The organism is Fibrobacter sp. UBA3629 (genome assembly GCF_002374005.1).
Lineage (GTDB): Bacteria > Fibrobacterota > Fibrobacteria > Fibrobacterales > Fibrobacteraceae > Fibrobacter.
This window is the reverse complement of record NZ_DFLC01000026.1, coordinates 1-24069: the sequence shown is the minus strand read 5'-3', so window position 1 is coordinate 24069 and position 24069 is coordinate 1. Positions and strand designations below refer to the sequence as shown.

General features: G+C 55.2%; 23 protein-coding genes and 1 pseudogene. 15 read left to right on the top strand and 9 right to left on the bottom strand.

What is annotated here, in order from left to right:
* The coding region (locus B2310_RS13400) for a GTP-binding protein (RefSeq protein ID WP_414655108.1) at positions 1 to 62 on the bottom strand (62 nt) is incomplete at its 3' end.
* A gap of 96 nt (positions 63 to 158) precedes the next feature.
* Here B2310_RS13400 and B2310_RS08545 point away from each other — a divergent pair.
* A complete protein-coding gene (locus B2310_RS08545; RefSeq protein ID WP_173366078.1) occupies positions 159 to 614 on the top strand; it encodes a hypothetical protein in 456 nt (151 codons plus the stop codon).
* Between the two features lie 154 nt (positions 615 to 768).
* Here the strand turns inward: B2310_RS08545 and B2310_RS08540 are convergent, their stop codons facing one another.
* Both B2310_RS08540 and B2310_RS08535 read right to left on the bottom strand, forming a co-directional pair.
* Entirely contained in the window at positions 769 to 2019 is a 1251-nt protein-coding gene (locus B2310_RS08540; protein ID WP_173381902.1) for a lamin tail domain-containing protein, read from the bottom strand.
* 87 nt (positions 2020 to 2106) lie between these two features.
* Complete coding sequence (locus B2310_RS08535) at positions 2107 to 2598, bottom strand: peptide chain release factor-like protein (protein ID WP_173366080.1); 492 nt, start codon at positions 2596 to 2598, stop codon at positions 2107 to 2109.
* 3 nt (positions 2599 to 2601) lie between these two features.
* Here B2310_RS08535 and B2310_RS08530 point away from each other — a divergent pair, with 3 nt between their 5' ends.
* The 4 genes from B2310_RS08530 to B2310_RS08515 are packed head-to-tail and all read left to right on the top strand — an operon-like array spanning position 2602 to position 9169.
* A complete protein-coding gene (locus B2310_RS08530) occupies positions 2602 to 3330 on the top strand; it encodes a hypothetical protein (protein ID WP_290730508.1) in 729 nt (242 codons plus the stop codon).
* Between the two features lie 15 nt (positions 3331 to 3345).
* Complete coding sequence (locus tag B2310_RS08525) at positions 3346 to 4197, top strand: hypothetical protein (RefSeq protein WP_290724002.1); 852 nt, start codon at positions 3346 to 3348, stop codon at positions 4195 to 4197.
* A 29-nt stretch (positions 4198 to 4226) separates the two neighbouring features.
* Positions 4227 to 8306 (top strand): C25 family cysteine peptidase, encoded by a 4080-nt coding sequence (locus B2310_RS08520; RefSeq protein ID WP_290730505.1) that lies wholly within the window; start codon positions 4227 to 4229, stop codon positions 8304 to 8306.
* Positions 8307 to 8308: 2 nt separating this feature from the next.
* Positions 8309 to 9169: a hypothetical protein gene (locus tag B2310_RS08515; protein ID WP_173381900.1), complete on the top strand. Its 861-nt coding sequence runs from the start codon at positions 8309 to 8311 to the stop codon at positions 9167 to 9169.
* Positions 9170 to 9278: 109 nt separating this feature from the next.
* On the opposite strand, the gene B2310_RS08510 is transcribed toward B2310_RS08515, so the two are convergent.
* The gene (locus tag B2310_RS08510; protein ID WP_290730502.1) at positions 9279 to 10160 is read right to left on the bottom strand and encodes a YicC/YloC family endoribonuclease; all 882 of its coding nucleotides are present in this window, start codon (positions 10158 to 10160) and stop codon (positions 9279 to 9281) included.
* Positions 10161 to 10162: 2 nt separating this feature from the next.
* Positions 10163 to 11959 (bottom strand): homoserine O-acetyltransferase MetX, encoded by a 1797-nt coding sequence (metX, locus tag B2310_RS08505; RefSeq protein ID WP_290730499.1) that lies wholly within the window; start codon positions 11957 to 11959, stop codon positions 10163 to 10165.
* A gap of 407 nt (positions 11960 to 12366) precedes the next feature.
* Between metX and B2310_RS08500 the strand changes: the two genes are divergently transcribed.
* Positions 12367 to 13299, top strand: a complete 933-nt coding sequence (locus tag B2310_RS08500) for a fibrobacter succinogenes major paralogous domain-containing protein (RefSeq protein ID WP_290730496.1) — start codon at positions 12367 to 12369, stop codon at positions 13297 to 13299.
* Positions 13300 to 13324: 25 nt separating this feature from the next.
* On the opposite strand, the gene B2310_RS08495 is transcribed toward B2310_RS08500, so the two are convergent.
* Complete coding sequence (locus tag B2310_RS08495) at positions 13325 to 14293, bottom strand: GNAT family N-acetyltransferase (RefSeq protein WP_290730493.1); 969 nt, start codon at positions 14291 to 14293, stop codon at positions 13325 to 13327.
* A 61-nt stretch (positions 14294 to 14354) separates the two neighbouring features.
* Between B2310_RS08495 and B2310_RS08490 the strand changes: the two genes are divergently transcribed.
* Genes B2310_RS08490 through B2310_RS08465 form a run of 6 tightly spaced genes read left to right on the top strand, consistent with a single transcriptional unit; the run spans position 14355 to position 19157 of the window.
* Positions 14355 to 14768: a sugar 3,4-ketoisomerase gene (locus B2310_RS08490; RefSeq protein WP_290730491.1), complete on the top strand. Its 414-nt coding sequence runs from the start codon at positions 14355 to 14357 to the stop codon at positions 14766 to 14768.
* Positions 14765 to 15199, top strand: coding sequence for a sugar 3,4-ketoisomerase (locus B2310_RS08485; RefSeq protein ID WP_173381894.1), 435 nt, complete (start codon positions 14765 to 14767; stop codon positions 15197 to 15199). Before B2310_RS08490 ends, B2310_RS08485 begins: the two co-directional genes overlap by 4 nt.
* On the top strand, positions 15199 to 16350 hold the full coding sequence (locus B2310_RS08480; protein WP_290730488.1) for a DegT/DnrJ/EryC1/StrS family aminotransferase: 1152 nt from the start codon (positions 15199 to 15201) through the stop codon (positions 16348 to 16350). Before B2310_RS08485 ends, B2310_RS08480 begins: the two co-directional genes overlap by 1 nt.
* Positions 16334 to 16936: an acyltransferase gene (locus B2310_RS08475; RefSeq protein ID WP_290723983.1), complete on the top strand. Its 603-nt coding sequence runs from the start codon at positions 16334 to 16336 to the stop codon at positions 16934 to 16936. Before B2310_RS08480 ends, B2310_RS08475 begins: the two co-directional genes overlap by 17 nt.
* Before the next feature lie 2 nt (positions 16937 to 16938).
* A complete protein-coding gene (locus B2310_RS08470) occupies positions 16939 to 18207 on the top strand; it encodes an O-antigen translocase (RefSeq protein ID WP_290723981.1) in 1269 nt (422 codons plus the stop codon).
* A complete protein-coding gene (locus B2310_RS08465) occupies positions 18192 to 19157 on the top strand; it encodes a glycosyltransferase family 2 protein (RefSeq protein WP_290730485.1) in 966 nt (321 codons plus the stop codon). Before B2310_RS08470 ends, B2310_RS08465 begins: the two co-directional genes overlap by 16 nt.
* Here B2310_RS08465 and B2310_RS08460 read toward each other — a convergent pair.
* From B2310_RS08460 to B2310_RS08450, 3 genes are read right to left on the bottom strand one after another with little or no spacing between them, the layout of a single operon-like run.
* A complete protein-coding gene (locus B2310_RS08460) occupies positions 19146 to 19898 on the bottom strand; it encodes a glycosyltransferase family 32 protein (RefSeq protein ID WP_290730482.1) in 753 nt (250 codons plus the stop codon). The genes B2310_RS08465 and B2310_RS08460 overlap by 12 nt on opposite strands.
* A complete protein-coding gene (locus B2310_RS08455) occupies positions 19895 to 20884 on the bottom strand; it encodes a glycosyltransferase family 2 protein (protein ID WP_290730480.1) in 990 nt (329 codons plus the stop codon). The genes B2310_RS08460 and B2310_RS08455 overlap by 4 nt, the downstream gene beginning before the upstream one ends.
* A 15-nt stretch (positions 20885 to 20899) precedes the next feature.
* A complete protein-coding gene (locus B2310_RS08450) occupies positions 20900 to 21406 on the bottom strand; it encodes a hypothetical protein (RefSeq protein ID WP_173381889.1) in 507 nt (168 codons plus the stop codon).
* Between the two features lie 148 nt (positions 21407 to 21554).
* Between B2310_RS08450 and B2310_RS08445 the strand changes: the two genes are divergently transcribed.
* The 3 genes and pseudogenes from B2310_RS08445 to B2310_RS08435 all read left to right on the top strand — a co-directional run.
* Positions 21555 to 22109, top strand: coding sequence for a hypothetical protein (locus B2310_RS08445; RefSeq protein WP_173381888.1), 555 nt, complete (start codon positions 21555 to 21557; stop codon positions 22107 to 22109).
* Between the two features lie 12 nt (positions 22110 to 22121).
* Positions 22122 to 22691 (top strand): hypothetical protein, encoded by a 570-nt coding sequence (locus B2310_RS08440; RefSeq protein WP_290730474.1) that lies wholly within the window; start codon positions 22122 to 22124, stop codon positions 22689 to 22691.
* Positions 22692 to 22894: 203 nt separating this feature from the next.
* Positions 22895 to 24069, top strand: a pseudogene (locus tag B2310_RS08435) (phosphoribosylformylglycinamidine synthase); the annotation flags it as partial.

Below are 24069 nucleotides of genomic sequence, written 5' to 3'. Positions count from 1 at the left end.
GTGGTCTTGCCGTGGTCAACGTGGGCGATAATGGCGACGTTTCTGATTTTTGACTGGTCCATAGAATCTGCCTGTGTTTTAATTTTTGCGCCCAAATTTAGAAATTAAAGATAGAAATGGCAACGTTTGAGGGGCAGGTTTACTATATTTGGGCTACTATGGCAAAAGAATTAGACGAATTTGAAAATGACGACGAAATGAGCGAGGAAGCGAAGGAGTTCTTCCCCGAGGAACTTCCCGAAGATTCCGCGGTTGTCCGTGACTACAGCGAACGCCGCATTCTCATCTGGGAAGAGGACGATGCAAGGCGAAACGCCTGCCTCGAAGTGCTTTCGGACCTCATGGTCGGGGCCACCTTCAAGGCGGTGAAGACCGAAGCCGAAGCCATGGAGCAGATCGAAAACGACGACTGGGATACCTTTGTCGTGGATTTCTACACCGAGGGTGTATCGGCGAGCGAATTCATCAAGTGCGTCAACAACTACCCGGGTTCTATCCTCGTCGCCATCAATATGGCGCCGCTCACACTCCCCGACGAACGCGACCCAGCCAAGACCGAACTCCTGCGCCGCCTGTTCGACATGGAAAAACCCGTGGCGCAGCTGCACGCCTAGATTCAAATTTTATTGCGGAATTAAAAAACAGGCCGGCAAGGATGCCGACCAGTTTTTTACGCATACGCAAAGCGTATGCGCGAGGCAAACGCAGTTTGCCGAAGTTTTTTTCCCTCGGGAGGGTCTTAGGGAGGGCTTGCCCTCCCTTGTCTCATTACTCGCAGAAGCTTGCAACGCCCGGGGTCGGCGTCCCGAGACACCAGTTTTCCGGGTTCTCGCGGTCGTCCCAGCCGGAAAGGTCGAACTGCGAACTCTTGGTGGTCGAGGTCGAACCGTTCAGCGGTACAGCCGAAAGGTGGAGGCTGTCGAGTTTGCCGTAGTAGACGGAGTCGATAATCTCGCCGTCGCAGTGCAGCACGATGGCTGCCGCGGTGGATGAGTTGCTCTTGGTGAACGTGGGCATGAGTTCCGTGTGACGGTATTCCTCGGGTGTGTTGGGGTTAGTGTCGTTTCCGAGCACGAGGGCTTCGCGAGGCAGAATGGAAAGCGGCTCGATGGCGGCTGATTCCTTGGAATTCGTGCTCTTGCCGATGAAGCAGTTTTCGACATCGATGGTGTCGTTGCTCCCGTTGTAGATTTCGATGAAATCGAACTGCGTGGAGTCGGACTTGACGGGGTTTACCAGGAACTCGCTGATGACCAGGTCACCCGTTCCTGCCACCCTCCGCGAAGCCGGGAGCGGGAGCGAAATCCCGAGGTTCACGTCCGCCGCGATTTCGATGGCGAGGGCGATCCTTGCACGGAGCGAGTTTATCTTCAGCTCGGGCACTGGGCTCGATTCGTCTAGCCTGAACGTGTCGGAAAGGCTGAAGATGGCAATCCCGTCGGAATTGGAAAGCTCGATGCGGATCCCGTAATCCCTTCCGAGGGGGAGAACCCCGCTCTTGAAGATGGCGGTCGAGCCCTCGACGGCCATGGGATATTCGAAAACATCGGCTCCGGAGCTGAGCGTGAGCGTTCCCGAGGCGATACCTGCGGGATTCCCGAATCCGAGAGGAATTTCGACGTAGACGAAACCTGCGACAGCATGCATGGGGATGGCGAGATTTGTGTTTTCGCCCGCTTCGAGCTTGGCTTCGATTTCGCCGATCTGCATGAGTTCGCCGTTTGCATAGAGCTTCGCGGAGAATTTCCAGCGTTCGTGCGGGAAGAGGTCGAGCCTGAATTCGGCTTCGCTACCGTCCTGCACCAAGTGCAGGGTGTCGGCGCCTTCGCAGTCGAGGACGAGGCTGTCGAGGAGTGGGGTGTCGCTGTGCTCGAGACGGAGTGCGATCCTGGCGGTCTCGCTAGAGACGGTCAGGGCGTTGTCCTTGGTTTCGCTTTCGCCGCAGTTCCAGGCGGAAAGGGCGCAGAATCCGAGCGCCATTGCGCATGCGGTTTTCTTGATTTTTTGTGTAGGGAGCATGTAACCTCCTTGGTTTTTGTGTTGTCCCTACACATAAAAACGGCTGAAACGGGAAAATGTTCCTTTTTTGCCGTTTTTTTTTATCAACTAGAGTTTTAGCCTGGATTTTCCGCCTGCGACACGCTGGTTCTGGAGTTTTTCGGCACAGGCCTTGTCTTGCCTGAGAATCTTCACGAGCGCGCTCGGGGTGAGCTTGAAGGCGGCGGCCGCTTCCTTGGTGTCCCCGTTCTTTTGCGCCATGATGTCGAACACGTGGGCGATAAAGAGCGGAAATAGCGCGTTCGAAGGCTGGATGTGGCCGTTGCTGCCGGGGAAGGGAATTTCGACAGCCGGGGGCGTCTCGCGGACGTTCAGCGCGATGGCCATCTGCATGCGGTGCAGCGCATGGGTCCTGTTTTCCTTTGCCGACCTCGCTTCGCAGGATTTGATTTCTAAATTGTATTCGCGGAGGTTCAGCAGGACTCCCGTGTTGGTTTTGTTCCTGTGCTGGCCGCCGGGGCCGGATCCCTGGAAACCTTTCTGGGTGCAGGCTGCCAGGAGCTGGTCCAAAGTCATTCTGAGGTAGGTATCGCGATGCATATCATGAAAAATAAAATAGTGGTGGTCCTCGTGGCGGCCTTGGCGCTGTCGTTTGTGGCCTGTGCGGGAACTTCTGAGGGGGCGAAAGATGGCGCTGCTGCTGCAAAGGCAGATTCTCCGGCCGCTCAGGAGAAAGATGCGCAGTACCAGCAGGGGCTCGACGACAAGCAGGCGATGCTCGAAAGCATGTTCCGCGGGTTCCTCGATGCCGTGCGCAACGGAGCTCCTGCCGATACGCTGTATGCCTACCTGACGGATTCTTCGGAATACTGGCTCGATACGCTCGAAAACCATGCAAAGGTCTATGATTCCGAGGCGCTTGATACCTGCCAGTTCTACGAGGCCTACACCATCATCCTCTACCGCCTCTATGAACGTGAGCACCTGTGGGAGACGGACGAGGACCGCATGCTCTTTATGATGCTCAGCAAGAGCGGAATGCTGGAACGCTTCACGAACTTGAACCTCGGCCCCATGAAGGTGAAGAACGACCGCGGAAGTGTCGGGCTTGCGAAAAGTCCCGAGGTGCCCGTCATAATTTTCGAATGGGACGACCTCGCGTGGAAACTGGACCTGCCCGAAACCCTTCCGCTCATTACCAAGGGCATAGAATCCATTGCCGTCAAGAAGAATTGGACGGCAAAGAAACTCGCCCTCTACTGGATCGAGAAGGAATATCACATGACGTATTCGCGTCTGGACGATAGCCTTCTTGAACCGATTGGCTTCTAGGAAAAGTTGCTGCGGATGCGTCTTTTTTTTCTTTGTTCGCTGGTGCTTGCCCTTGTGACGGAGGCTTTTGCCGCTCCGGCTTCCAAGCTTCTGGGCGCCGTTGATTCCAAGGGCGAATTTAGCGGCGAACGTCTGTTTGCTGTCCTCGATTCGGTAGGCGGAACCGGAACCTGGATGGAATGGGATGTAAACGGCGTCCGCGACCCGTCCGTAATGAAGGTGTTGGACCCGTTGCTCAAGTCGAACAACAAGCCGAAGATGGTTTGGGTGATTTCGGAACGCGAGCGTCCGCTGCTGTCGGTGCTTTTGCCCAAGGGCACGGGCGAAGTCATAGTCTTTTACGAACTTGCCTCGCTGGATGCAAAACCCGTACCGCTGAAGATGAACCGGGTGCTCAGCCCCGATGTGGTGTTCCGTGACTACAGGGCAGTTTCCCCCTCGGAATTCGTCCACCTGGACCGCCCGACCCTGAAGGTCGTGGCAAACGACAAGTCCATCCGCTTTACCTACGAGAACCGGGATGCCACGCCGCTCCGCTTCGATTCCGACTTCGCGACCAAGACGGTCGTGGAAAAGCGCTCGGAAATACGCAATTACCGCGATTTCTTTGCCTACGAGTATTCTCTGATGCTGCGGGCCTTCGTCCAGTCGACGCGAGCGCTTTTCAACTGGCAGCCGTGGCATTGGTACATGGCCTCGTTCAATTCCAGCGCGATGATTTCGGACACCGAACTCGAGGCTATCCTCTCGAAGGGCGTGAAGCCCGCTCAGTTTACCATTTTCAAGACGAAGGCTGTCGATGGGCAGTGGGTGGAGTTCAAGACGGACGGCAACGGTTTTTACGAAATGGTTATCACGAATCCGTAGTTTACGGGGTTGCGATTTTATATTTTTAGATGGTGAAGTTCAGAATCCACATATTGGCATGCCTGCTGCTCGGCGTCTCTGCGCTCGCTTCCACGGTCGTGGAGGATTCGCGTTCTCGCTTTGTCTTGGATGACGCGGTTGTTGACGCTTCGGTTTACGGTTGTACGGATGAGGAAGGGGCGGGTATCCCCGGTCGAACGTTTGTTCCCGAGAATTCGGAATACGATGCCGAATCCGGAATGCCCTTCCGCATTTACCGGGTCGCAGTCCCGGCCGGTTCAAAGCCTCGGGTGTCGCTTTCGGTGCAGTCGACGGTTCCGCTCGGTGGCGACTACTGTAGCGGCGTGCAACCGAAGTTTTCTGGAGTGAAGGCCTCGGCGCCTGCGCTCAAGGATGGCCTCTGGATTATGGAAGTGGTCGTCCCGCTCTACGAGAAGTCGGGCTCCTCGCTCAGGCTCCGCAAACGCTACAGGCTTACGGTTGATTTTTCGATGGCGGGTTCGGGAATCAATCCCGGCAAGCGTGCCGTCTCTCGCGTGGACAACCCCGAAGGAGCCTCGAAGTTCGGTGTCCGGACTAGGAACCTTCGAGGGGCGCTGAAAAAATCCGGCGCGGCCGATATCTCCGGAGTCCATTTTCTGGCGCGCCTAGTCGTTGGGGACAGGAACCATGCGACTCTTAGCGAGGACGGGCTTTATGCGGTAGAATTCAAGACCATCCGCAACGCGCTTGTCCCGTTTTTGCGGCAATCGGACCTCGACGGAATTCCCGTAGAGAAGTTGAGACTCTACGGAGCGTCTCCCGATACGCTCGAGGCCACGGTGCCTGGCGCGCAGTCCATACTCCCGAACGGCCTTTTCGAAATTCCGATCGAGGTTCGCGACCATTCCAGGAACGGAGCATCCCCCGACGGGACATTTGGCGAGGGGGATTCGATCGTTTTCGCCGGCTACGGCACGTCCTTCTGGAAAAAGTACGATTCCACCTACTACTTCTCCTCATCTCCCTATTCCTACTTCCAGTATTTCCAGCTGGGGTGGAGCGAGACGGGCAAGGGGCTTCGGCTCGATGAGAGGCTGCCTGCCATCAAGACGCAGGGAAAGGATGTTCCCTGGATGCGCTTCGTGCGCTCGGAGAAAGATGCCTTTTTGAGGGATGCCTTCCACGGCAAGGGCCTGGATTGGGAATCTACGACGGGCAAGGAATGGTTCTGGTACTGGCATTGCCGCTTTGACACGACGGCGGTGGCTTCTTCCGAGCTTACGCTTCCGCAGGTGAGGAACCTGCCGGGGCTTGTGGCCGGGAAATCGGCCGTTGTCGATGTCTCGTATTTCCCGTACCGTTCCGCAGCGACATCCTCGGTGGAACAGCTCAACGACCAGAGGGGTGGCTCGACGTTTTCGATGAACCCCTACGCGGAACGCATGAACGGAATCAGGTTCGATTTCCATGTAAATGGTGCGACCCTGCATCGCGCGGATGCTGAACTGCTGCCCGGCGGAAATTTCCGGTTCACGACGGATGCGCTCAAGGAAGGTGGAAACGAATTCTCGATGACGATGCTCCCGAACGATTTGCAGTATGACCGCTTTGACGGCTTTTCGGTCGCCTACCGCTGGGAACCTTCTGTCGATTCTGCGGAGTGGATGCTCCCGGGAAACGCGACTGGCGTGATTCGCATTCCGGCAAAATCGGACGTGGAAATCATGAAGTTCGTCGATTTAAGGCCCGTCGGGCTTTTGTCGGTGGAATCGGGATACGCCCGTGACAGCATCGCCCCGGGTGAGGATGTCCGCTACCTGGCTTACCGCAAGGGCGTCTATCGGACGGCGCTTTCGGTAGAAATCGCTGCCGACGTGCCTGATGGCGTTTTGAAGGATATTTCGAAAATAAACTCCAAGACGGAGTACCTCATCATATCGGCCCCGGAATTTCTGGATGGCGCCGTGTCGTTGGGTGAGTTCCGTTCGGGAGGCGAGGCGGGAACGTCTTTTGCGACGACGGTCGTCAATGTCGATGACGTTTATCGGCAATATACGGGCGGTTCGCTTTCGCCTGTGGCGATTCGCAACTATATCGCCTACGCCTATTCCGTGTGTGAGGACCTGAAATACGTGCTGCTTCTCGGGTACGGTCATTACGATTACCGTGGATTTACGGGCAAACTCGGCAAGAACTTTATCCCGCCTTTCGAGATGGAAGACGCCGTGACGGAGGATTTCTTTGCGGCTCTTGATTCTGGCGAAATGGTGCGTTTCGGTTCTTACGACTTGGACCTTTCTGTCGGACGCATGCCGGTGATGTCGACTGTCGAACTTTCCGCCTATATTGAAAAGGCGAAGGAATACGAAAAAGTGGGCGTCTTTGACCATTCGGAATGGCGCAACACGCTACTTCTCACGGCCGATGATGCGAAGAATGGCGTATTCGATGATCATATGGACCATACGAACAAGCAGGAAAGTGTGTCCAGGCTGATCAATGCGCTGACTGATGAAATTGGATTCCGCTGGAGCCAGAAAAAGGTCTACCTGCTGGATTACGATGTGGATGCGGCTGGGCAGAAGCGGCAGGCTTCTCAGGATTTCATTAACATCCTGAATCAGGGTGCGCTCCTCACAACCTATTTCGGGCATGGATCCAAGACGGACTGGGCAGGCGAAGGCCTTCTTAAGCCGAGCTACCTTTCGAGAGTCAACAACAAGGGACGCTACACGATTCTCAATTCGTTCTCCTGCGCGGTGGGACGTTTTGACGAAGGAGGCAAGCGCTCGCTGTCCGAAGAATTCCTGATTGCTCCCGGGGCGGGGTCGATTGCTTCGGTGGGGGCGGCCCGCGAGACTTATGGTGTCTACAACGAACTGTTGGGCAAAAACTTTGTTCTGAATTTGCTTGCGAACCCTGGAATTACCATCGGTGACGCCTTTGTCAAGGCAAAGAAGGTGCGCTGGGAAAAAGAGGATCCGCTTCAGTATACTTCGCAACGTTATAACAACGAACATTACATCCTTTTTGGCGAACCGGTGATTCAGATGCTCAAGACGGATTTCAAGGTGTCGCTCGACCAGAAGATAGATACGCTCAAGGCGCTGGACAAAATGCGCCTCAGTGGATCTGTCCGTGGAATGTCGGATGGAAACATATCCTTGTCGTTGCGCGAAGGTTCCAGGAACAAGCGCCTTTACAAGGGCTACGATTCGGAAAATGACACGCTGGATGTCTTGTACGAGGGGTCCCTGATTTATTCAGAACAGATTCCCGTGGCGGGCGGCCGCTTCGAAACGGAATTTGTTTTGCCCCGGAAGATTGCGTTTGGCGATACGGCTGTAGAGTTCAGCGCCTGGGCCTACTCGAAAAACGAGGCCCCGATAGGAAGGCTCAGGATCGGGGGAATCGGTGTGTTCGGCTTTTCGGCATATGCCGATTCCATTCACGACGCTGTCCCTCCGACTATCCATGTCCAGTCCTGCTTCAGAAAGGGTTCCGAGGCGTCCTATGCCGATGGTGAGACGGTAAAGATGCAGTCCCCGGCGTGCCTCCAGGTGGTGGTCGAGGATTCGACTGGGCTTGATTTCCGTGAGCAGGCCGATGAAGGAATCATGTTTGAATTGAGGGGCGTCGAGGCGCCCTACCATCCGTACCCGTTCATGGAACAGAATTCGAGACGCGCGGTTCTCCGCAAGGAGTTCGCATCGGCTTCGTACCCTGCTGGGAAATACGTGTTTACAGTCCAGGCGCAGGATGTGCTGGGAAATATCGCGAAAAAGACGGTGAACCTGGAAATCTCCGACGACATGAAGGCGGGCCTTGCCGACGTGTTCAACGTTCCCAATCCGGTAGGGAAGAAGGGGACTACGTTCTACTTCAAGAATCTTGCAGTGGATCGCGAATCTACGGTGGATATCTTTATCTATAACCAGCATGGCCGTCTGGTAAAAGTGCTGAAGGATGCCGTTTCGGGCGTGACGCACTGGGACGGCAAGGATAACCACGGGCGGCTTCTGGCCAACGGCCTGTATCATTATGTTGTGCGAAGCGAGGTCGCCGCGACGAACAGCTTCAAGAAAAAGACGTGGACTAAGAAACAGAAACTTTTGATTTCGAGGTAAATATGGATTTGAGAGAGAAACCGGGCAAGGTGCAGAAATTTTTGGAACTGATGCTTCGCTTCAGGTTGATTTTCGTGGTTCTGATGGTTGTTTTGACGGTCACCTTATTGGCGAAGGATTGGCAGGCGGTCAATACGCTTCCGATTGCTGCATCCGAAGGCATGGGCATGTGGCTTGCGAATCTGGATGGTGTTGGCGCTTTCTGGAATTCGGCGCAGTACCTGTGTGTCGCCGCTATTGCGATGTTTGTCCTTTCTTTTGTCTTTGGCGGAATCCGTGGCGGTCTCGGTTCCGTGGTGGCCGCGGTTGCGCTGATTGCATCGCTAGGCTTCCTTGATGGGGCCGAGGGAATGCAGTTGCCTTTCTACGGTGCTTTTGCCGGAGTTGCGCTTCTGCTTTTGCTGTTTGCGAAGTGGAGTGTCGCCTGCGCGCTTTTCCCGTTTGCGCTTTCGTGGGCCTTGATGACCGGCTTTGTGGCGTGGTTGCCGCTGATTCCCGGCAATGCGTGGCTTGTCTGGGCGGTTCTGAGCGTGGTCGGGTTTGCAAACGTCGTGGCATTTGCGCTTGTTGCTGGCAAGGAACTTTCTGAAGGATCGCCTCAGGCGGGAGCCCTCGTGAAGGCTGGCAAGAAAATGTTCCTGCCGGTTTGTGTTTCTAGCCTGCTCTCGCTTGCGGCCGTCACGGTCGACATGGGGAATGCCTCGGGCAAGGAAATAGCCGGTGCTGTGATTCTCTGGGTCGCTTTTGCAATCTGGTTTTTCGGATTTACGTTCGGAACGATGGCTTTCTGCCCGTGGGAACGCCTGCGTGCGGGTAGCCGCCGCGTCCAGCTGAAGGACAAGAAGAAGACTTCCAAAAAATAAAGTGCGCCCGCGTAATGTCATGCCCGCTATACGAAACTTGGCAATTTATTGCCTTAGTTGAGTTATCCACTCTGTGGACGAAAAGGCGGGCATCTTCTATGACCGAGCCTTATGCGATGTTTAAGCTCTGCTCCCTAATGCACTCGATTTCGTTCTTGAGTTCGATGGCAAGTGCTGCAATCTCTGCACTCTGGCACTTTGTTCCGAGCGTATTTGCCTCGCGCCCCATCTCCTGAAGGATAAACCCGAGGTTCTTGCCCTGTGCGCCGCCTTTTTTGAGGGCATCCAGAAACAGCTTGTTGTGGCTGTGGAACCGCGTGATTTCTTCATGGATGTCGAGTTTGTCGGCCATGATGCAGGCTTCCTGCAACAGGCGCACGTCGTCGATTTCGCTATCCTTCATCAGGCTGTCGATGCGTTCCTTGAACTTGACCTTCCACGTGTCGATGCGCTGCGGGTCCAGCACCTCGATTTTCGTGAGCACGTCTTCCAGGTGGGCGACACGTTTTGTGAGGTCGGCGGCGAGGTTCGCGCCTTCCTTTTCGCGCATGGCGATTACACCGTCGAGCGCCTTGTCGAGTTCTGCCTTCAGGTGCTTTTCCCAGGCTTCGTTGTCGGCACCCGCGTCGGTAAACTGCAACACTTCCGGAATCGCGAGAATGTGCTCGAGTTTGATTTCGCCGGCGATGCCGTACTTGGCCTGCATGGCCTTCGTGATTTCCACGAACTTGCTCACTGCCGTCTCGTTGTAGCACACGGGAATGTTCCCGACGGCGCCTTCGCCGAGCGTGATGGAAAGATTCACCGAACCGCGTGCGAGCTTGTCTTTCACGATCGCCTTCAGGTCGTTTTCGAGGTAGGCGAAGTTTTTAGGAATCTTGCTTGAAATTTCGAGGAAACGGCTGTTCACGCTGCGCACTTCGATAACGCAGGTGGTTCCGTTCAATGTGGATTCGCTCTTTCCGAATCCGGTCATGGAAATAATCGACATGTCTAAACCTTCGAAATAGTGGCAATCACGTGTTCTGCGCCAAAGTTCTTGAGTCCGAATGCGGAAAGGACCTTACTCAGCGTATGGTCGCTCTGGAAGTTGATGTTCTCTATCTTGAACCCTTCCTTCTTGCAGAGCGTGTAGAAGTCCTTTACCGTCAAAAGGCGGATGTTCGGCGTGTCGTACCACTCGTACGGCAGTTCCTTGGACTTGGGCATGCGACCGTGGAGCATGAGGCTTCCGCGGGTGGTCCAGTGCCCGAAATTCGGGAACGTGACGATGGCCTTTTTTGCGACGCGCAACAGTTCGTTTAGGAGTGCCACGGGGTCGCGGATTTCCTGGATGGTGCGGTTGATAATCGCGTAGTCGAAGCTTCCGTCCTTCAGGTCCGAGATTCCCTTGTCGTCGAGGTCGCGCTGGATGACCTGCACGTCCTTCTCGAGGCAGTCGAGGATACCCGTGATGTTCTTCTCGATGCCGAATCCCGTGACGTTCTTCTTCTGGATGAGGAAGTCGAGCAGGTCGCCACTGCCGCAACCGAGGTCGAGCACGTGGCTGTCTTCCTTCACGAGCTTGCCGAGCAGCTTGAAGTCGCTCTCTTCGTGGAAAACGGGAACGGCCTGCGTGCCTTGCTGCGGGATAATCTTTGAATCGAGGAAGCGGCCTACGGCCTTGCCGAGTTCGCCCACTTCGATAAGGAATCCGTCGTGCCCGAACTGCGTGTCGAGTTCGAGGCTTGTCACCTTCTTGCCCACGTTCAGGAGTGCGCTCGTGATGCGGCGGCTCTCGTGCGGCGGGAACAGCCAGTCGGTGGAGAGGTTCACGTTCAGCACTTCGGCCTTGATGTCCTTGAAGGCGTTCTCGATGCTGCCGTATTCGGTTTCGAGGTCGAATGCGTCGGTCGCGTGCGCGATGTGCAGGTAGCTGTTCGCGTCAAAGCGGTCCACGAACTTTTTGCCCTGGTAACGCAGGTAGCTTTCGATAGGTAGGTTCAGGTCGAACGGCGTGGAATACGTGACGGCGTGGCTTTTGTTTTCCTGTGCCTGCGCGCGCTTGAACTTCTGCTCCATGCCGATGGCGCTGAGGTAGGTGATGTGCGCAAGTTTGCGGGCATTCGCGAGGCCCACGTCGGGTTTTGCGACACCTTCACCGTAGAAATCGCCGTTGTTGTAGTTCGGATCCTGCGTAATCACGTCGCGGGCCACGACTTCGAAACCGAGCGCCTGGCTCGAGAAGCGCGGGGAACTCGCGATAATCACGATGCGTTTCACCTGCTCGGGGTAGTAGATGGCCCACTTCATCGCCTGGAAGCCGCCCATCGAGCCGCCCATGACGCAGTAGAATTCCTTGATGCCAAGGCCGTCGGCGAGTTCCTTCTGGGCGTGCACCATGTCACCTATCGTAATGGTGGGGAAGGTGCTCCCGTAGGGCTTGCCCGTGCGCGGGTTCACGCTTGCGGGGCCCGTGGTGCCCTTGCACCCGCCCAAAATGTTGCTGCAGACCACGAAGAAGCGGTCGGTATCGATTGCCTTGCCGGGGCCGATGAGTTCGTCCCACCAGCCGGGCTTCTTGTCGTTTTCGGTGTACCAGCCGGCGGCGTGTGCGTCGGCGGTCAAGGGCGAGCAGACCCACACCGCGTTGTCGGCGGCGGCGTTCAGCTTGCCGTAAGTCTCGTAACGGATGTTGAGCGCGGGGAGCGTCTTTCCGTTTTCCAGCGCAAAACCGGCCTCGCCATAGTCCTTGACGAAGTCCTTCGGCTCAACGGGGCCGATGCTGGATTTATGCAAATATTCACTCATATGCATAAATATAGCAATTTGTGGACGAACGGTGGCCGCCGCACTTCTAGAAGGCGTTTTTTGGCCGGCGATGGTAAGTTTTATGGCTGGTGCGGGCGAATTTTGGGGCTGATTTGCCATCGGGGCGTATAAATTCCCCTTTTTTTGCTGGATCTATATGCCCTTTATTAGTTTGTGCGTGACAAAACGGATGCGGTTGTGCGCCTATGTGCGTGTGAGGGGCATATAAATTGCCCTCGTTGGCCTGCTTTATATGCCCCATGGACTTGACGGAGCGATGCTAGGCGATTATTTTTCATGCAGGGGCATATAAATAGCCCGTTTTGCTGTGTTTTATATGCCCCAGGGCAAAAATGGCGTGCTTTTTTTAAAGGCAAAAGAAACATTAAGGAGGAAAAATGCGCTTTATGAAAAACTTGTTCGTTCTGCTTGTGTTCGTGATGCTTGTCGCCTGCAGTGACGATGAAAGTGATTTGATTTCGCGCCCGGACACGAAGGAAATTTCATCCAGCGTTTTATCGTCGTCGATAGAGTCTAGCTGTTCTGCGAATTCTTCTTCCAGCGTTACGCCGAAGTCGAGTAGCAGTCAAGGAGATGGCGGCTCCCATTCATCAAGCTCGGGGCAGGCTCCGGCCGCCATGACAAGCAGCAGCGTGAAATCTAGTAGCAGTCTTTCCGAGGGATACATAGACCCATCGACTGTAATTGAGGGAACCTTGATCGATTCTCGCGATGGCCAGTCTTACAAGACGGTAAAGATTGGTAATCAGTGGTGGATGGCAGAGAACCTGAATTACGCATTCGTTGGCGTTCCTTATAGCGATGGGGACTACACCTCCGATTCCACGAGCTGGTGCTATAACGATTCTGCAGAATATTGCGACAAGTACGGTCGCCTTTATACGTGGGCGGCTGCGATGGACAGCGCTGGTTTGTGGAGCACGAATGGCATGGGCTGCGGCTATGGAAAAATATGCTTCCAGAAATACCCGGTGCGTGGTATTTGCCCTGAGGGTTGGCATCTGCCCGACACGACGGAATTTCGCACGCTATTCAATGATGTTGGAGGCTCATCTTCCGCAGGCGATATGCTCAAATCTGTAAGCGGTTGGAACGACGATGGAAATGGCTCGGATTCCTATTCGTTTGCAGCGTTGCCTGCTGGCGTGTATGGCGAGGGGAGTTTTAAAAGTGAGGGCATCTCCATGGCCTTCTGGAGTTCTAACAATCGTCTTACCGAGCAGACGTTCACTGCGTATTTGAATAATGCAAACACTAGTGTAGCGCTGCTCATTTTGAGGCCGAATTTCGGGTTCTCGGTCCGCTGTTTGAAGGACTGAGTGGTGCACCGATTCATGCTATGATCTAGAAATCTTTGCTGTAAATAAGGTTCAGCGAGGCCTTGGCTCCGAACGATTCCTTGAATTTGAACAGGGGAAGATTCAGGTATTCGCCGCAATCTTCGGTCGAGATTCCCCACGAAAATTTCTTGATCCCGTCTTTCGCGGCTTCGCGCATGACGCTTATGTAAATGGCGGTCGAGGGCTGGAAGTCACGGATTTCTACGTTCGGGGCGATATACTGCGCATGTCGGACGTTAGTTTGCTTGAAATCAAACATCATCATTCCCGCGACAAACGTCCCGCCTTTCCATAGCGCACGGAACTTGATTTCGTTTGCGATGCGGTTGTGCTTGAGGTCGAGAAGCTCGTCGAGCGTGTGGACGGGCTTCACGTTGAACTTCGCTTTCGAAATGCAGAGGTGCCTGTAGAATTCGGGCAGTTCCGCGTCTGTCACTTCTCGGTATTCGAGGTTGTGCGGAAGCGACTTGCGGAATACCGAGCGGCAGGAATCCTTGCAGCTTTCGAACGGGTCCTTGTCCGGGGCCAGCGTGCAGAAGGCGCTGAGTTCCGTCTGGCGCCTGTAGCCGCGGTGCTCCAGGGTGTATTCCAGGAGGGCTGTCGAATCCAGGGCGAAGAGGCTCGATGTCGGGCGCATCCGGACACTTTTGCAGATGCCTTTCAGATAATTTTCCGCAAATTCGACGATGCTTGCGATGCGTTCCGCGGTGTAGTAATGCTTCGAGATGATTGGGCCGCCGAAGGTGGAACCCTGGTGCGAAATCCATTCTCCCGCATCCGTCAGGTTGCCGGGGAAGGCTGCGACGATGATGCCGCTCGATTCCAGCATGAACGATGCGTCTTTGAATCGCCCTTGCGGATGGTAGTTCAGGAATCGCCTTGTCTGCAAAAAAGTGCCGTTTACCGATTCGTTCATCACGAACCGGTCCCAACGCGCCTCGAGGTGCGAATCGTACGGCAAAACACTGAACATGCCTTAAAGATACAAATCTACCGCCTGCAGAACATAAAAAATTGTATATTACTTTCATAATATGCCGAATTTTGAAGAAAAAGCGCAAATCATCCAGTTGCCCAAGTTCCTCGACGAACGCGGGAACTTGAGCTTTTTGGAATCGGGGAAGCATGTCCCGTTCGAAATCCGGCGCACCTACTGGATTTACGACGTGCCGGGCGGTTGCCTGCGCGGGAGCCATGCTTTCAGGACGGAGATGGAATTCCTCGTCGCGCTTTCGGGCAGCTTCGATGTGGTGGTGCACGACGGTGTAGAAGAAAAGCGCTATTCCCTTTCGCGCTCGTACTACGGGCTCTACCTGCCCCCGATGCACTGGCGCACCCTCGACAATTTCTCGACCAATTCGCTTGCGCTAGTCGTTTCTTCGGCGGATTTTTCCGAGGAGGATTACATCCGTGATTTTGACGAGTTTATCCGCGAGGTACGCAAATGAACGAGCAGGATTTGAAGAAAGCCCGCATCGACATGTGCTCGCTCATTGAACTCCCGAGGATAAGCGAGCGTTCGGGTAGCCTTACGCCTATCCAGAATTCGAAGGAGATACCCTTCGATATCAAGCGAGTTTTTTACCTGTACGATATTCCCGGCGGCGTGACGCGCGGTGGACACGCGCATAAGGAATGCCACCAGCTGCTGGTCGCGGCGAGCGGCGCTTTCGATATCAAGGTTTCCGACGGCGAGAACGAGAAGGTCTACCGCCTTGACCGTCCGTATTTCGGGCTGCACATTCCGCCCGGAGTGTGGGCCGAGGAACTCGGGTTCTCTTCGGGCTCCATTTGCCTGGTGCTCACTTCGCACGAGTTTGACGAGAGCGACTACTGGCGCGATTACGGCGAATACCTCAAGTTCAAGAAGGAGCGGTAATGAAGATTCCTTTCCTTGACCTGAAACAGGTGAATGCTCCCTACATGGACGCTTTGAAGGACGCTGCCTCGGCGGTCGTGGAATCGGGCTGGTATATCCGCGGATCCTATTGCGATCGCTTCGAGAAGGAATTTGCCGCCTACTCCGGCTTTGCGCACGGGGTGGGTGTCGGGAACGGGCTCGATGCCCTCACGCTCATGCTTCGGGCATCCGTCGAACTTGGCCGCCTGGCTCCGGGTAGCGAAATCCTTGTGCCCGCGGATACCTACATCGCGACGGTACTTGCGGTGAATGCGGCAGGGCTTGTGCCCGTGCTCGTGGAGCCCGATGAGAATACTTTCAACATCGACCCGCAACGGCTTGCGGATGCCTGCACGGAAAAGACGCGCGGGATTCTCGCGGTGCACCTGTATGGGCGCTTGGCCGACATGAAGGCAATTAGCGAATTTGCCAAGACGCGCAATCTCCTTGTTTTTGAGGACGCGGCGCAGTCGCATGGTGCACGGCTTGGTTCGGACGCTACGTCCGCCGGTTCAAAAAGCGCCGCGGTCGCTTACAGTTTCTACCCGACGAAAAATCTCGGGGCGCTCGGCGATGCGGGCTTGGTTTTGACCGACGATGCCGAACTCGCCCGCGTGGTGCGGATGCTCGGCAATTACGGTTCCGAACAGAAGTATGTGAACGAGTATCGCGGCGTCAATTCCCGCCTCGACGAAATTCAGGCTGCCTTCTTGCTCGCGAAACTCCCGCATCTTGATGCTTTGAACGCACGCCGCCGCGAAATTGCGGCCCGCTACGTGCGCGAAATCAGGAACCCGCTGGTGCGATTGCCCGAAATTCCGGCAGACCCGCGGGAGCATGTGTGGCATGTGTTTACGGTACGCACGCCTGACCGGGCGACCCGCGATGCCTTGCAGGGACATCTCGAGGCCCGCGGTATCGGGACGCTTATCTTTTACCCGATTCCTCCGCATTTGCAGCAGGCCTACGCGGCCGGGCCGGAGGGTGAAAACTTCTTGCTTCCCGCGAATCCGAAATTCCCGATTGCGGAGAAGATTGCCGAGACCGTGTTGAGCATCCCCGTGTCGCAGGTCCTTACGGACGGCGAAGTTTCCGAAATTATTGGAGCGATGAATGAATTTGTTCGTTAGAATCATCCGCAAGCTGTTGCGGACTTCGTGGGTGCTCTTTTTCAGGAGCATTTCGACAGCGAAGCCCGAAGGCGAGTTCCGCTCCATTGCTCCCGTACTTTGCGAAGGTAAGGGCCGTATCGTCGTGGGGGAGGGAACCTCGTTCGGGTTTATCGAGGATGCGGATTACTGGACATCTTACGAGTTCTTGAACGTGCGCAACAAGGATTCAAAAATCGTAATCGGCAGGAACTGCCAGATTTGCAACCACTTTACCGCCGTTTCCGAAGGCGAGGGAATCGAAATCGGCGACAATGTGCTCATTGGATCTTCGGTGACCTTGATGGATAGCGACTTTCACGAAATCGACCCGTCGAGACGCATCGGAGGGAATCCCAAGATGGGCAAGGTGACGCTCGCGGACAATGTGTGGATTGGCGACCGCGTGACCATTCTCAAGGGAACGTCGATTGGTGAAAATTCTGTTGTCGCGGCGGGTGCGGTCGTTTCGGGCGAGTTCCCGGCGAACGTCGTCATCGGTGGTGTCCCCGCGCGTGTCATTCGCGAAATAGACAGCGTGCAGTCTCCAAAAAAAGTAGGCGGCTGACGGTGGACCATTCCTCTAAAATATGGAAACTGTTCTTCGGCTCGGGTTCGGTGACGCTATTCAATACGCTCCGTGCCTTTGTCATCAACAAGCTTTTGGCCGTGTTCTTGCCGCCTGCCGCATTCGCGTGTGTCGGGCAGTTCATGAACTGGATGAGCATCGGGCAGGCGACATCGAGCCTTGCGATGCAGAACGGCTGGGTGAGCCTTACCGCACAGAACAAGGATAACCTCAGAAACCTGCACGGCATTTGGCGTGGCGGATTCCGGCTCACGACCTTTGCAACGATTTTTACATGCGTCGTCGCCGTCATCTTCTGCTTCGTGGCCCCGCTTGAATCGTTGCTGCCGGGGGTGCATCCGCGCCTTGCGCAGGCGGCCATCCTCTTTGCGCTTCCAGGAATGCTTGCTACCAACATGGTCGCGATATGCTCTGCGGTGATGAACGGCCTTGGGCTCGTGAAGCGCTGGGCGCTCATCCAGATAGTCGCGTCGCTTTTCCAGATGCTCTGGGTCGCGTTCTTCCTCTATTCCGGTCGCCTTTCTGTGCTTTCCATCATCGCGACGCAGTCGATTGTCGCAGGAATTTTTGCCGCCCGCGTGGCGGCACGTGCAGGATTCAACATCAAGACCTTCAGGGAATCGGTTCTGGATGTTCGCAAGCCCTGGTGGTCGTATGCCATGATGGGACTTGTGCCGATGATTGTCGCGCCGCTCGTCCTTATGGTTGTGCGTTCGCTCGTGGGTTCTGAACTCGGCTGGAATGCCGCTGGCATCTGGCAGGGCGTCTACAAGATATCGGACTTCTTTGCGTCCATCTTCTCGGCAATCCTCGGGGTGCTTGTCTTGCCGCGTATTAGCCGTAACATGACGCATGATGCATTCCGCAGGGAATTCTATCCGATTTTCCTGCGCATGATGGGCTTTACGCTCCTGTTCTGCATCGCGCTTTACTTTGGACGTAGCCTTGTCGTCGCGATTCTCCTTTCGGGAGCGTATGCGCCTGCGGCGGATTTTATGCCGATTCAGTTGCTGGGCGACCTGTTCCGTTCGGGAGGCTGGTGCTTTGGCATGGTGCTAGTAGCTCGCCGCGAAACGAAGGCTTTCCTCGTTATCGAGGTGGGGGCGAACCTTCTCTTTGCCGTGGGAACCTTCGTTGGAATCAGGTTGTTTGAACTGCAAGGCCCGATGCTTGCCTATGCGCTCGAAAACTTTGTGACGCTGGTCGTTCTCGCCATAACGGTCGGGAGGCTCAAATGGAATACTCCATAACGAACATGTTTGCCGAAAAGATAGACGAAAACGTTTACGTGAAGGCTTTTGTGCAGGGCGCCGAAACGGAACAACGCGAAATGCCGCCGCTCGTGTCGGTGCTGATGGCCTGCTACAACCACGAAAAGTACGTGGAGGCTTCGGTGCGCTCCGTGATGGCGCAGAAGGGCGTGCCGTTTGAACTCATTGTCATTGACGACGGCAGTTCTGACAGGTCTCCCGAAATTCTCGAACGCCTGCAGGCCGAACTCAAGTTTACCTACGTAAACCGTCCGAACAAGGGCCTTGTCCCGACCATGAACGAACTCTTGTCCATGGCGCGAGGCAAGTATTTTTGCAGCTTTGCTTCCGACGACATCATGCCTCCGGACCGTCTCAGGCTCCAGAGCGACTACCTGGAATCGCATCCCGGCAAGCCCATCTGCTTTGGCCAGGTCATCAATATGGATGCCGATGGCAAGCTCGAATCGGCTCCGGATCCGCGATACACTTCGGGAATTCCCGAGGTGACGTTCGCCGAGGTGTTTCTCGGGAAAAAGGAACTCCACGGCTGTTCGGAAATGATTGACTGCAGGGTGTTCCGCGACCTGGGCGGCTACAATGCGGAATTCGTCATCGAGGATTTCCAGATGATGCTGAAGTTCCTTTCGCTATACGAACCCGTCCCTGTTCTCGATACAATCTGTTGCTACTATCGAATCCATTCGACGAATATTTCGGGCAAGAAGAACTGGCTGTACGAAAATACGCTCAAGGTCATCGACAAGTATTCTTCGCATCCGCTGTACCGGCAGGCCGTGAACACCTGGAAGTCGCACTGGTTTTCGATGCTTGCCTATTGCGACAAGAAGGAGGCCCTTCGCAGGCTACCGCAGCTCTGGTCGTTCTCGCTCCCGTTCTTCAAGCGCTTCCCCAAGCTCTTCATTCCGCGCTTTTTGCTAAAGCGGTAATCTGAAAATCTTTTTGAGAGTCCCGCGCACCCCGAGGGTCGCGAGGTTCGTCCACAGCGAAAGCGGAAGGGAAAGCGCTTTTGCAATAGGGCGGGGAAAGGTGGCGAACAGCTTTTGCCTGCGCCGAATCCCCTTGCGGACCGATTCCGGTCGCCATGCGCTGTCGAAATGGTGGATGCAGTAGGTGTCGCCGGTCGTGCGGATTTTCCCGTCGATGTAGCTCTTGGGCGAAAACGCGCTTTCGGGCAGGATTTCGGTATTGGGGAATTTCTCAAATGCGTCCGCCAAAATTTTCGGGAGCACCATGTCGTCTACGCCCGATTCGCGGTATTCGAAGTGCGTGTGGTGGTAGAATTCGAGAGCAGCCTTTATCGGTTCGCATCCCGCCTCGCATCCCATGGCCGCCGCCTCGATGCGCCTGGAACCGTTTTCGTAGCCGAAAGCATTCGGGCGGTTCAGCAGCGGGTCGAGTGGACGCAAAACTTCCACGTCGGTATCGAGGTAGAAACCGCCTTCGTTGTAGAGGGCGTAGAGCCGAACGGCATCGGCCGCGAATGCCCATTTCTTTTGTCCGAGCGCCTCCAGCACCCAGGGGATGCCTGTGGCTTGCGCTTTTTCTGCATTCCACTTGATGAACTCGAAATCGGGCAGGAACTTCTGCCAGCTTTCAAGACAACGTTGTGCGCTTTCGGGGTAGGGGTCGCCGGAAAACCAGCAGAAATGAATCTTCTTCGGAATCATCCGTGCCTCCGTAGTGCCCTTACGAGCGTCGTCTTTCCGGCAAAAGAAATCAGCGCAGCGGCCTTGTTGCGGAGCCGGGTTCTCGGGTTGAACAATGTTCCCATCCGCAAATCCTTGATGTGATTCCATGCGCGTTCGCGGTAGTCGGCGAATTCGGGCGTGTCTTCCGTGCGCATCAGGATGCTGCAGCTTGCGCTGAAGAGGTTGCTCCTTGCTGCTCTTTCGAGCCTCGCTCCCTTGCCTTTGACCTGGCTGCATACCGCCTCCGCGATATCCAGGAGCTCCGCCTTTTTTCGGTTGTAAGAGGAGGCGAGGATGCTTGAGGAATGTCTGCGGTTGTGATAGAGGGGATCAGGCACGAATGCGACAAGTCTTGCATCCAGAAGGACCTGTGGGATTGTAGCCATGTCTTCGAAGAATTTTCCTGGCGGAAACCGTCGGCCTTTCCAGAGGCTGGCCGCATAAAGTTTGTTCCATGCGGAATAGTCGGGGCGGTCGTTCTGGTACAATGCATTTGCAAGCGCCCTCGTGGGGGAGAGCCGGATGCAGTTCCCGGAGTGGGGACTGAATCCGTAATGCGCCCGTAGCGTCGAAATTGAGCCCGCTTTCTGCGGGATATCCCCGAAATGGAGTTTGCCGCTGCAGGCGATGTCCGCACCGGTTTGCATGATTGCATCGAAGAGAGCCTGCAGAAAGTTCGGGGCGAGCATGTCGTCGCTGTCCACGAAGGTTATCCAGTCGCCCTGCGCGGCTTCGATTCCTGCGTTGCGCGCTTCCGAGAGCCCCTTGTTTTCCTGTGTGACGATGCGGAAGCGTAAGTCTTTTTCGGCGATAGCCTTGGCTATGGATGCGCTCCCGTCCGTGGAACCGTCGTCGACTACGATCGCTTCGAAATTCCGGAACGTCTGCCCGTATATGCTCGCTAGGCAGTTCGCGAGGAAGGGCTCCGTATTGAAAACCGGGATGATGACGCTTATCGCAGGCATGGGCGGGCCCGAATCCTATTTTGGGAGATTCTGCACGACTTCGCCCCAGCCCATCTGCACGATGGCTCCGGCCCGGACCAAGTCCCCCTGTTGCTTCTCGTAGGTCTTCAGGAGGGTGTTGTAGTCGCGCGTGTCACGGACCAGCTTTGCCTGCTTGCGAATTTTCTTGTAGAGCATGTCCTGCTTCCACTGTGCGATGTCGGCAAGCCCCTTGCAGCTTTCATCGAGACTTTTGAGATAGGCGGGTACGGCGTCAAGGAAGACTTTTTCGAAAGGCTTGGACTTTTCCTTGGCTTCGATGACGAGGTTCTGTTGCGCGATGATGTTCTTGCGGATTTCGCTCATCAGGCGTACGATGCGCTCGAAGTCCACCTGCGGCCAGATACGGTTGAACGGCCACATCTTTTTCCAGTGGAACTTGAAGATGGATTCGTGGGCGGCGTTCTTTGCCCGGAGGAGTTCCTTCAGGTTTTCAAAAATGATCTGCGACGGCAGTTTTTTTGTTTCGTTGCTTTCTGTCATTCTGGGAAAAATATACAAAAAAGTGCGTTCCTTGCCTTATTTCGCCTTTTGGGGTGCAAATTTTTCTATAAATTTGCTTGCTTTTTTCAAATTAAGTATTATTTTCTTATTAATCATATTAAATCAATTCTAATTCGAAGGATTATCTATGAATAAGCAAAAGTTCAAGATTCTGGCCATTGTCGATGGTGTGCTCATCGTGGCCCTCGTGGTCGTGATGTTCGTGTTCAAGGGTCAGCTCAACGAGCAGGCACAGACAACGGTCAAGGAACAGGTCGGTGCCTACAAGGCGGCCGTGAATACGACACTCCAGGAACAGTGGAAATCGATGGACCAGTACGGCATGGCTTGGAAGCTTGTCTACGCGACTATCGCGGGTGCGAATACCGAGACGGCATTCGATGCCAACGTGAAGAAAATTTTTGAGGATACGGGTGCCCGCGTGAAGCAGCTCTCGTACATGTACACGGCGGCAAGCATTCCGGATAAGGTCCAGAGCGACATCAGCGCGGTCGGCCTTGCCGAACAGTTCCTCCTGAAGGACGAAGGCGGCGTGAAGGAAGTTGCCTGTGGCAAGAACTGCGTCGTCAAGTTTACGTTTGTCAAGGGCAAGCTCAAGGAGAGCGACTACAAGGCCCTCGTCGAATACAATTTTGCTGAAAACTTCACGGTTGCGAAAGCGGCCCCCTACCATTTCGAATAAGGAGAGTATAGGATGAATAGTAAGAACATTGCCATTGTTTTGTCCATCCTGGTTGTCGCTGTCGCGGCGCTGGTCCTTATGCAGAAAGGCAACTATGTAGGCCAGGCGACCGAACACTATAATACGACAACGAAGGCGAACTACGACGCTGCCACTGAAATCTTGAGCCGCGTGAACAATTCTGCCGACGTGAACAAGCTTGTGTGGGCGTTGGCCAGCGAAGCGAAGCAGACGGTGAAGACTTCCCAGGATATGGCGAAGCTCGAAGCCAAGTACTTCCCGACCACGAAGGGTGCCAACAGCATCGCGAACAAGACTCGCCGTTTCGAGGCCACGAGCGCCTACTTCATCATCTCCAGTTTTGACAAGGTCGATGTCGACAAGAAGACTGAACTCAAGACCCTTTCGGGCCTCAATTCTATCGACGTGAGCGCGCTTTACGGTGAATTCGTTGCCGCTCAGGAAGAAGAAGTGGAAGGCGAGGAAGAAGAGGGCGACGAAGCTGTCGAAGAAGCCCCGGCTCCCGCAAAGCCTGCAAAGGCCGACAAGGGCAAGAAAGGCAAGAAGGGTAAAAAACGCTAATCGCTTGACACTTAATAAGATACGGAAAAATGAAACACGACTCTAAAAAGGGTCGTGTTATTTTTTATGGAAGATAATAAAGCGTTGGCCAAGGAAGGGGAGGGTGCAGGGAGGGGACCGTGCGGCCTTCGCAACTCCGAGCTGGGTCCCCTCCCGCATGTTTTTTCTAAATTTACGGCGTAAAATTTAAACCGAGGTTTATAATGCTCATTTTACGTGGTACGCCGGCTCTGTCGGATTTCCGTCTCCAGAAACTTTCTTCCGATTTCAAGGCTGCGGGGCTCTCTGTCGCTTCCGTTTACGCTGAATTCCTGCACGTGGTGGACCTGTCCGCCGAACTTTCCGATGCAGAAACTGAAACGCTCAAGAAGGTGCTGCACTACGGTCCGGCCCGCGAACCCAAGGCTCTCGAAGGCGAACTCTTTGTGGTGTGCCCGCGTCCGGGTACTATTAGCCCGTGGAGCTCGAAGGCTACCGATATCGCTCACATTTGCGGCCTCCCGGCCATCAAGCGCATCGAACGCGCTATTGCATACTATGTAAAGTTTGAAGGTGCAGCACCGGCTGGCGCCCGCGAAAAGATTTCCGCCAAGATTCACGACCGCATGACGCAGGCCGTGTTTGCCGACACCGCATCCCTCGAAGTCTTGTTCAGCAAGGAAGAACCGCGTCCGCTGAATGTGATTCCGGTGCTCGACCAGGGCCGCGACGCCCTCGTGAAGGCCGACAAGGAAATGGGCCTCGCGCTCTCTCCGGATGAAATCGATTACCTGGTGAAGAACTTCACCGAGCTCAAGCGCAACCCGACCGACGTGGAACTCTACATGTTCGCTCAGGCCAACTCGGAACACTGCCGCCACAAGGTGTTCGGTGCCGAATGGACCATCGACGGCGTCAAACAGGACAAGTCCCTGTTCCAGATGATCAAGAACACCTACCAGCTCCACAACTCTAACATCTTCAGCGCCTACAAGGACAACGCCGCCGTGATGAAGGGCGCTGTCGCTGGCCGCTTCTACGCTGACCCGCGCAACAACAAGTACGACTTCCACCACGAAGAAGTCGACATCTTGATGAAGGTCGAAACCCACAACCACCCGACGGCTATTTCTCCGTTCCCGGGTGCCGCTACCGGTAGTGGTGGCGAAATCCGTGACGAAGGTGCCACGGGTAAGGGTTCCAAGCCGAAGGCCGGTCTCACGGGCTTCAGCGTTTCGAACTTGAAACTGCCGGGTGCAGTCCAGCCTTGGGAAAAGGACTTCGGAAGCCCGTCCCGCATTGCGTCGGCCCTCGACATCATGATCGAAGGCCCGCTCGGTGGCGCTGCGTTCAACAACGAATACGGCCGTCCGAACATCCTCGGTTACTTCCGTACTTT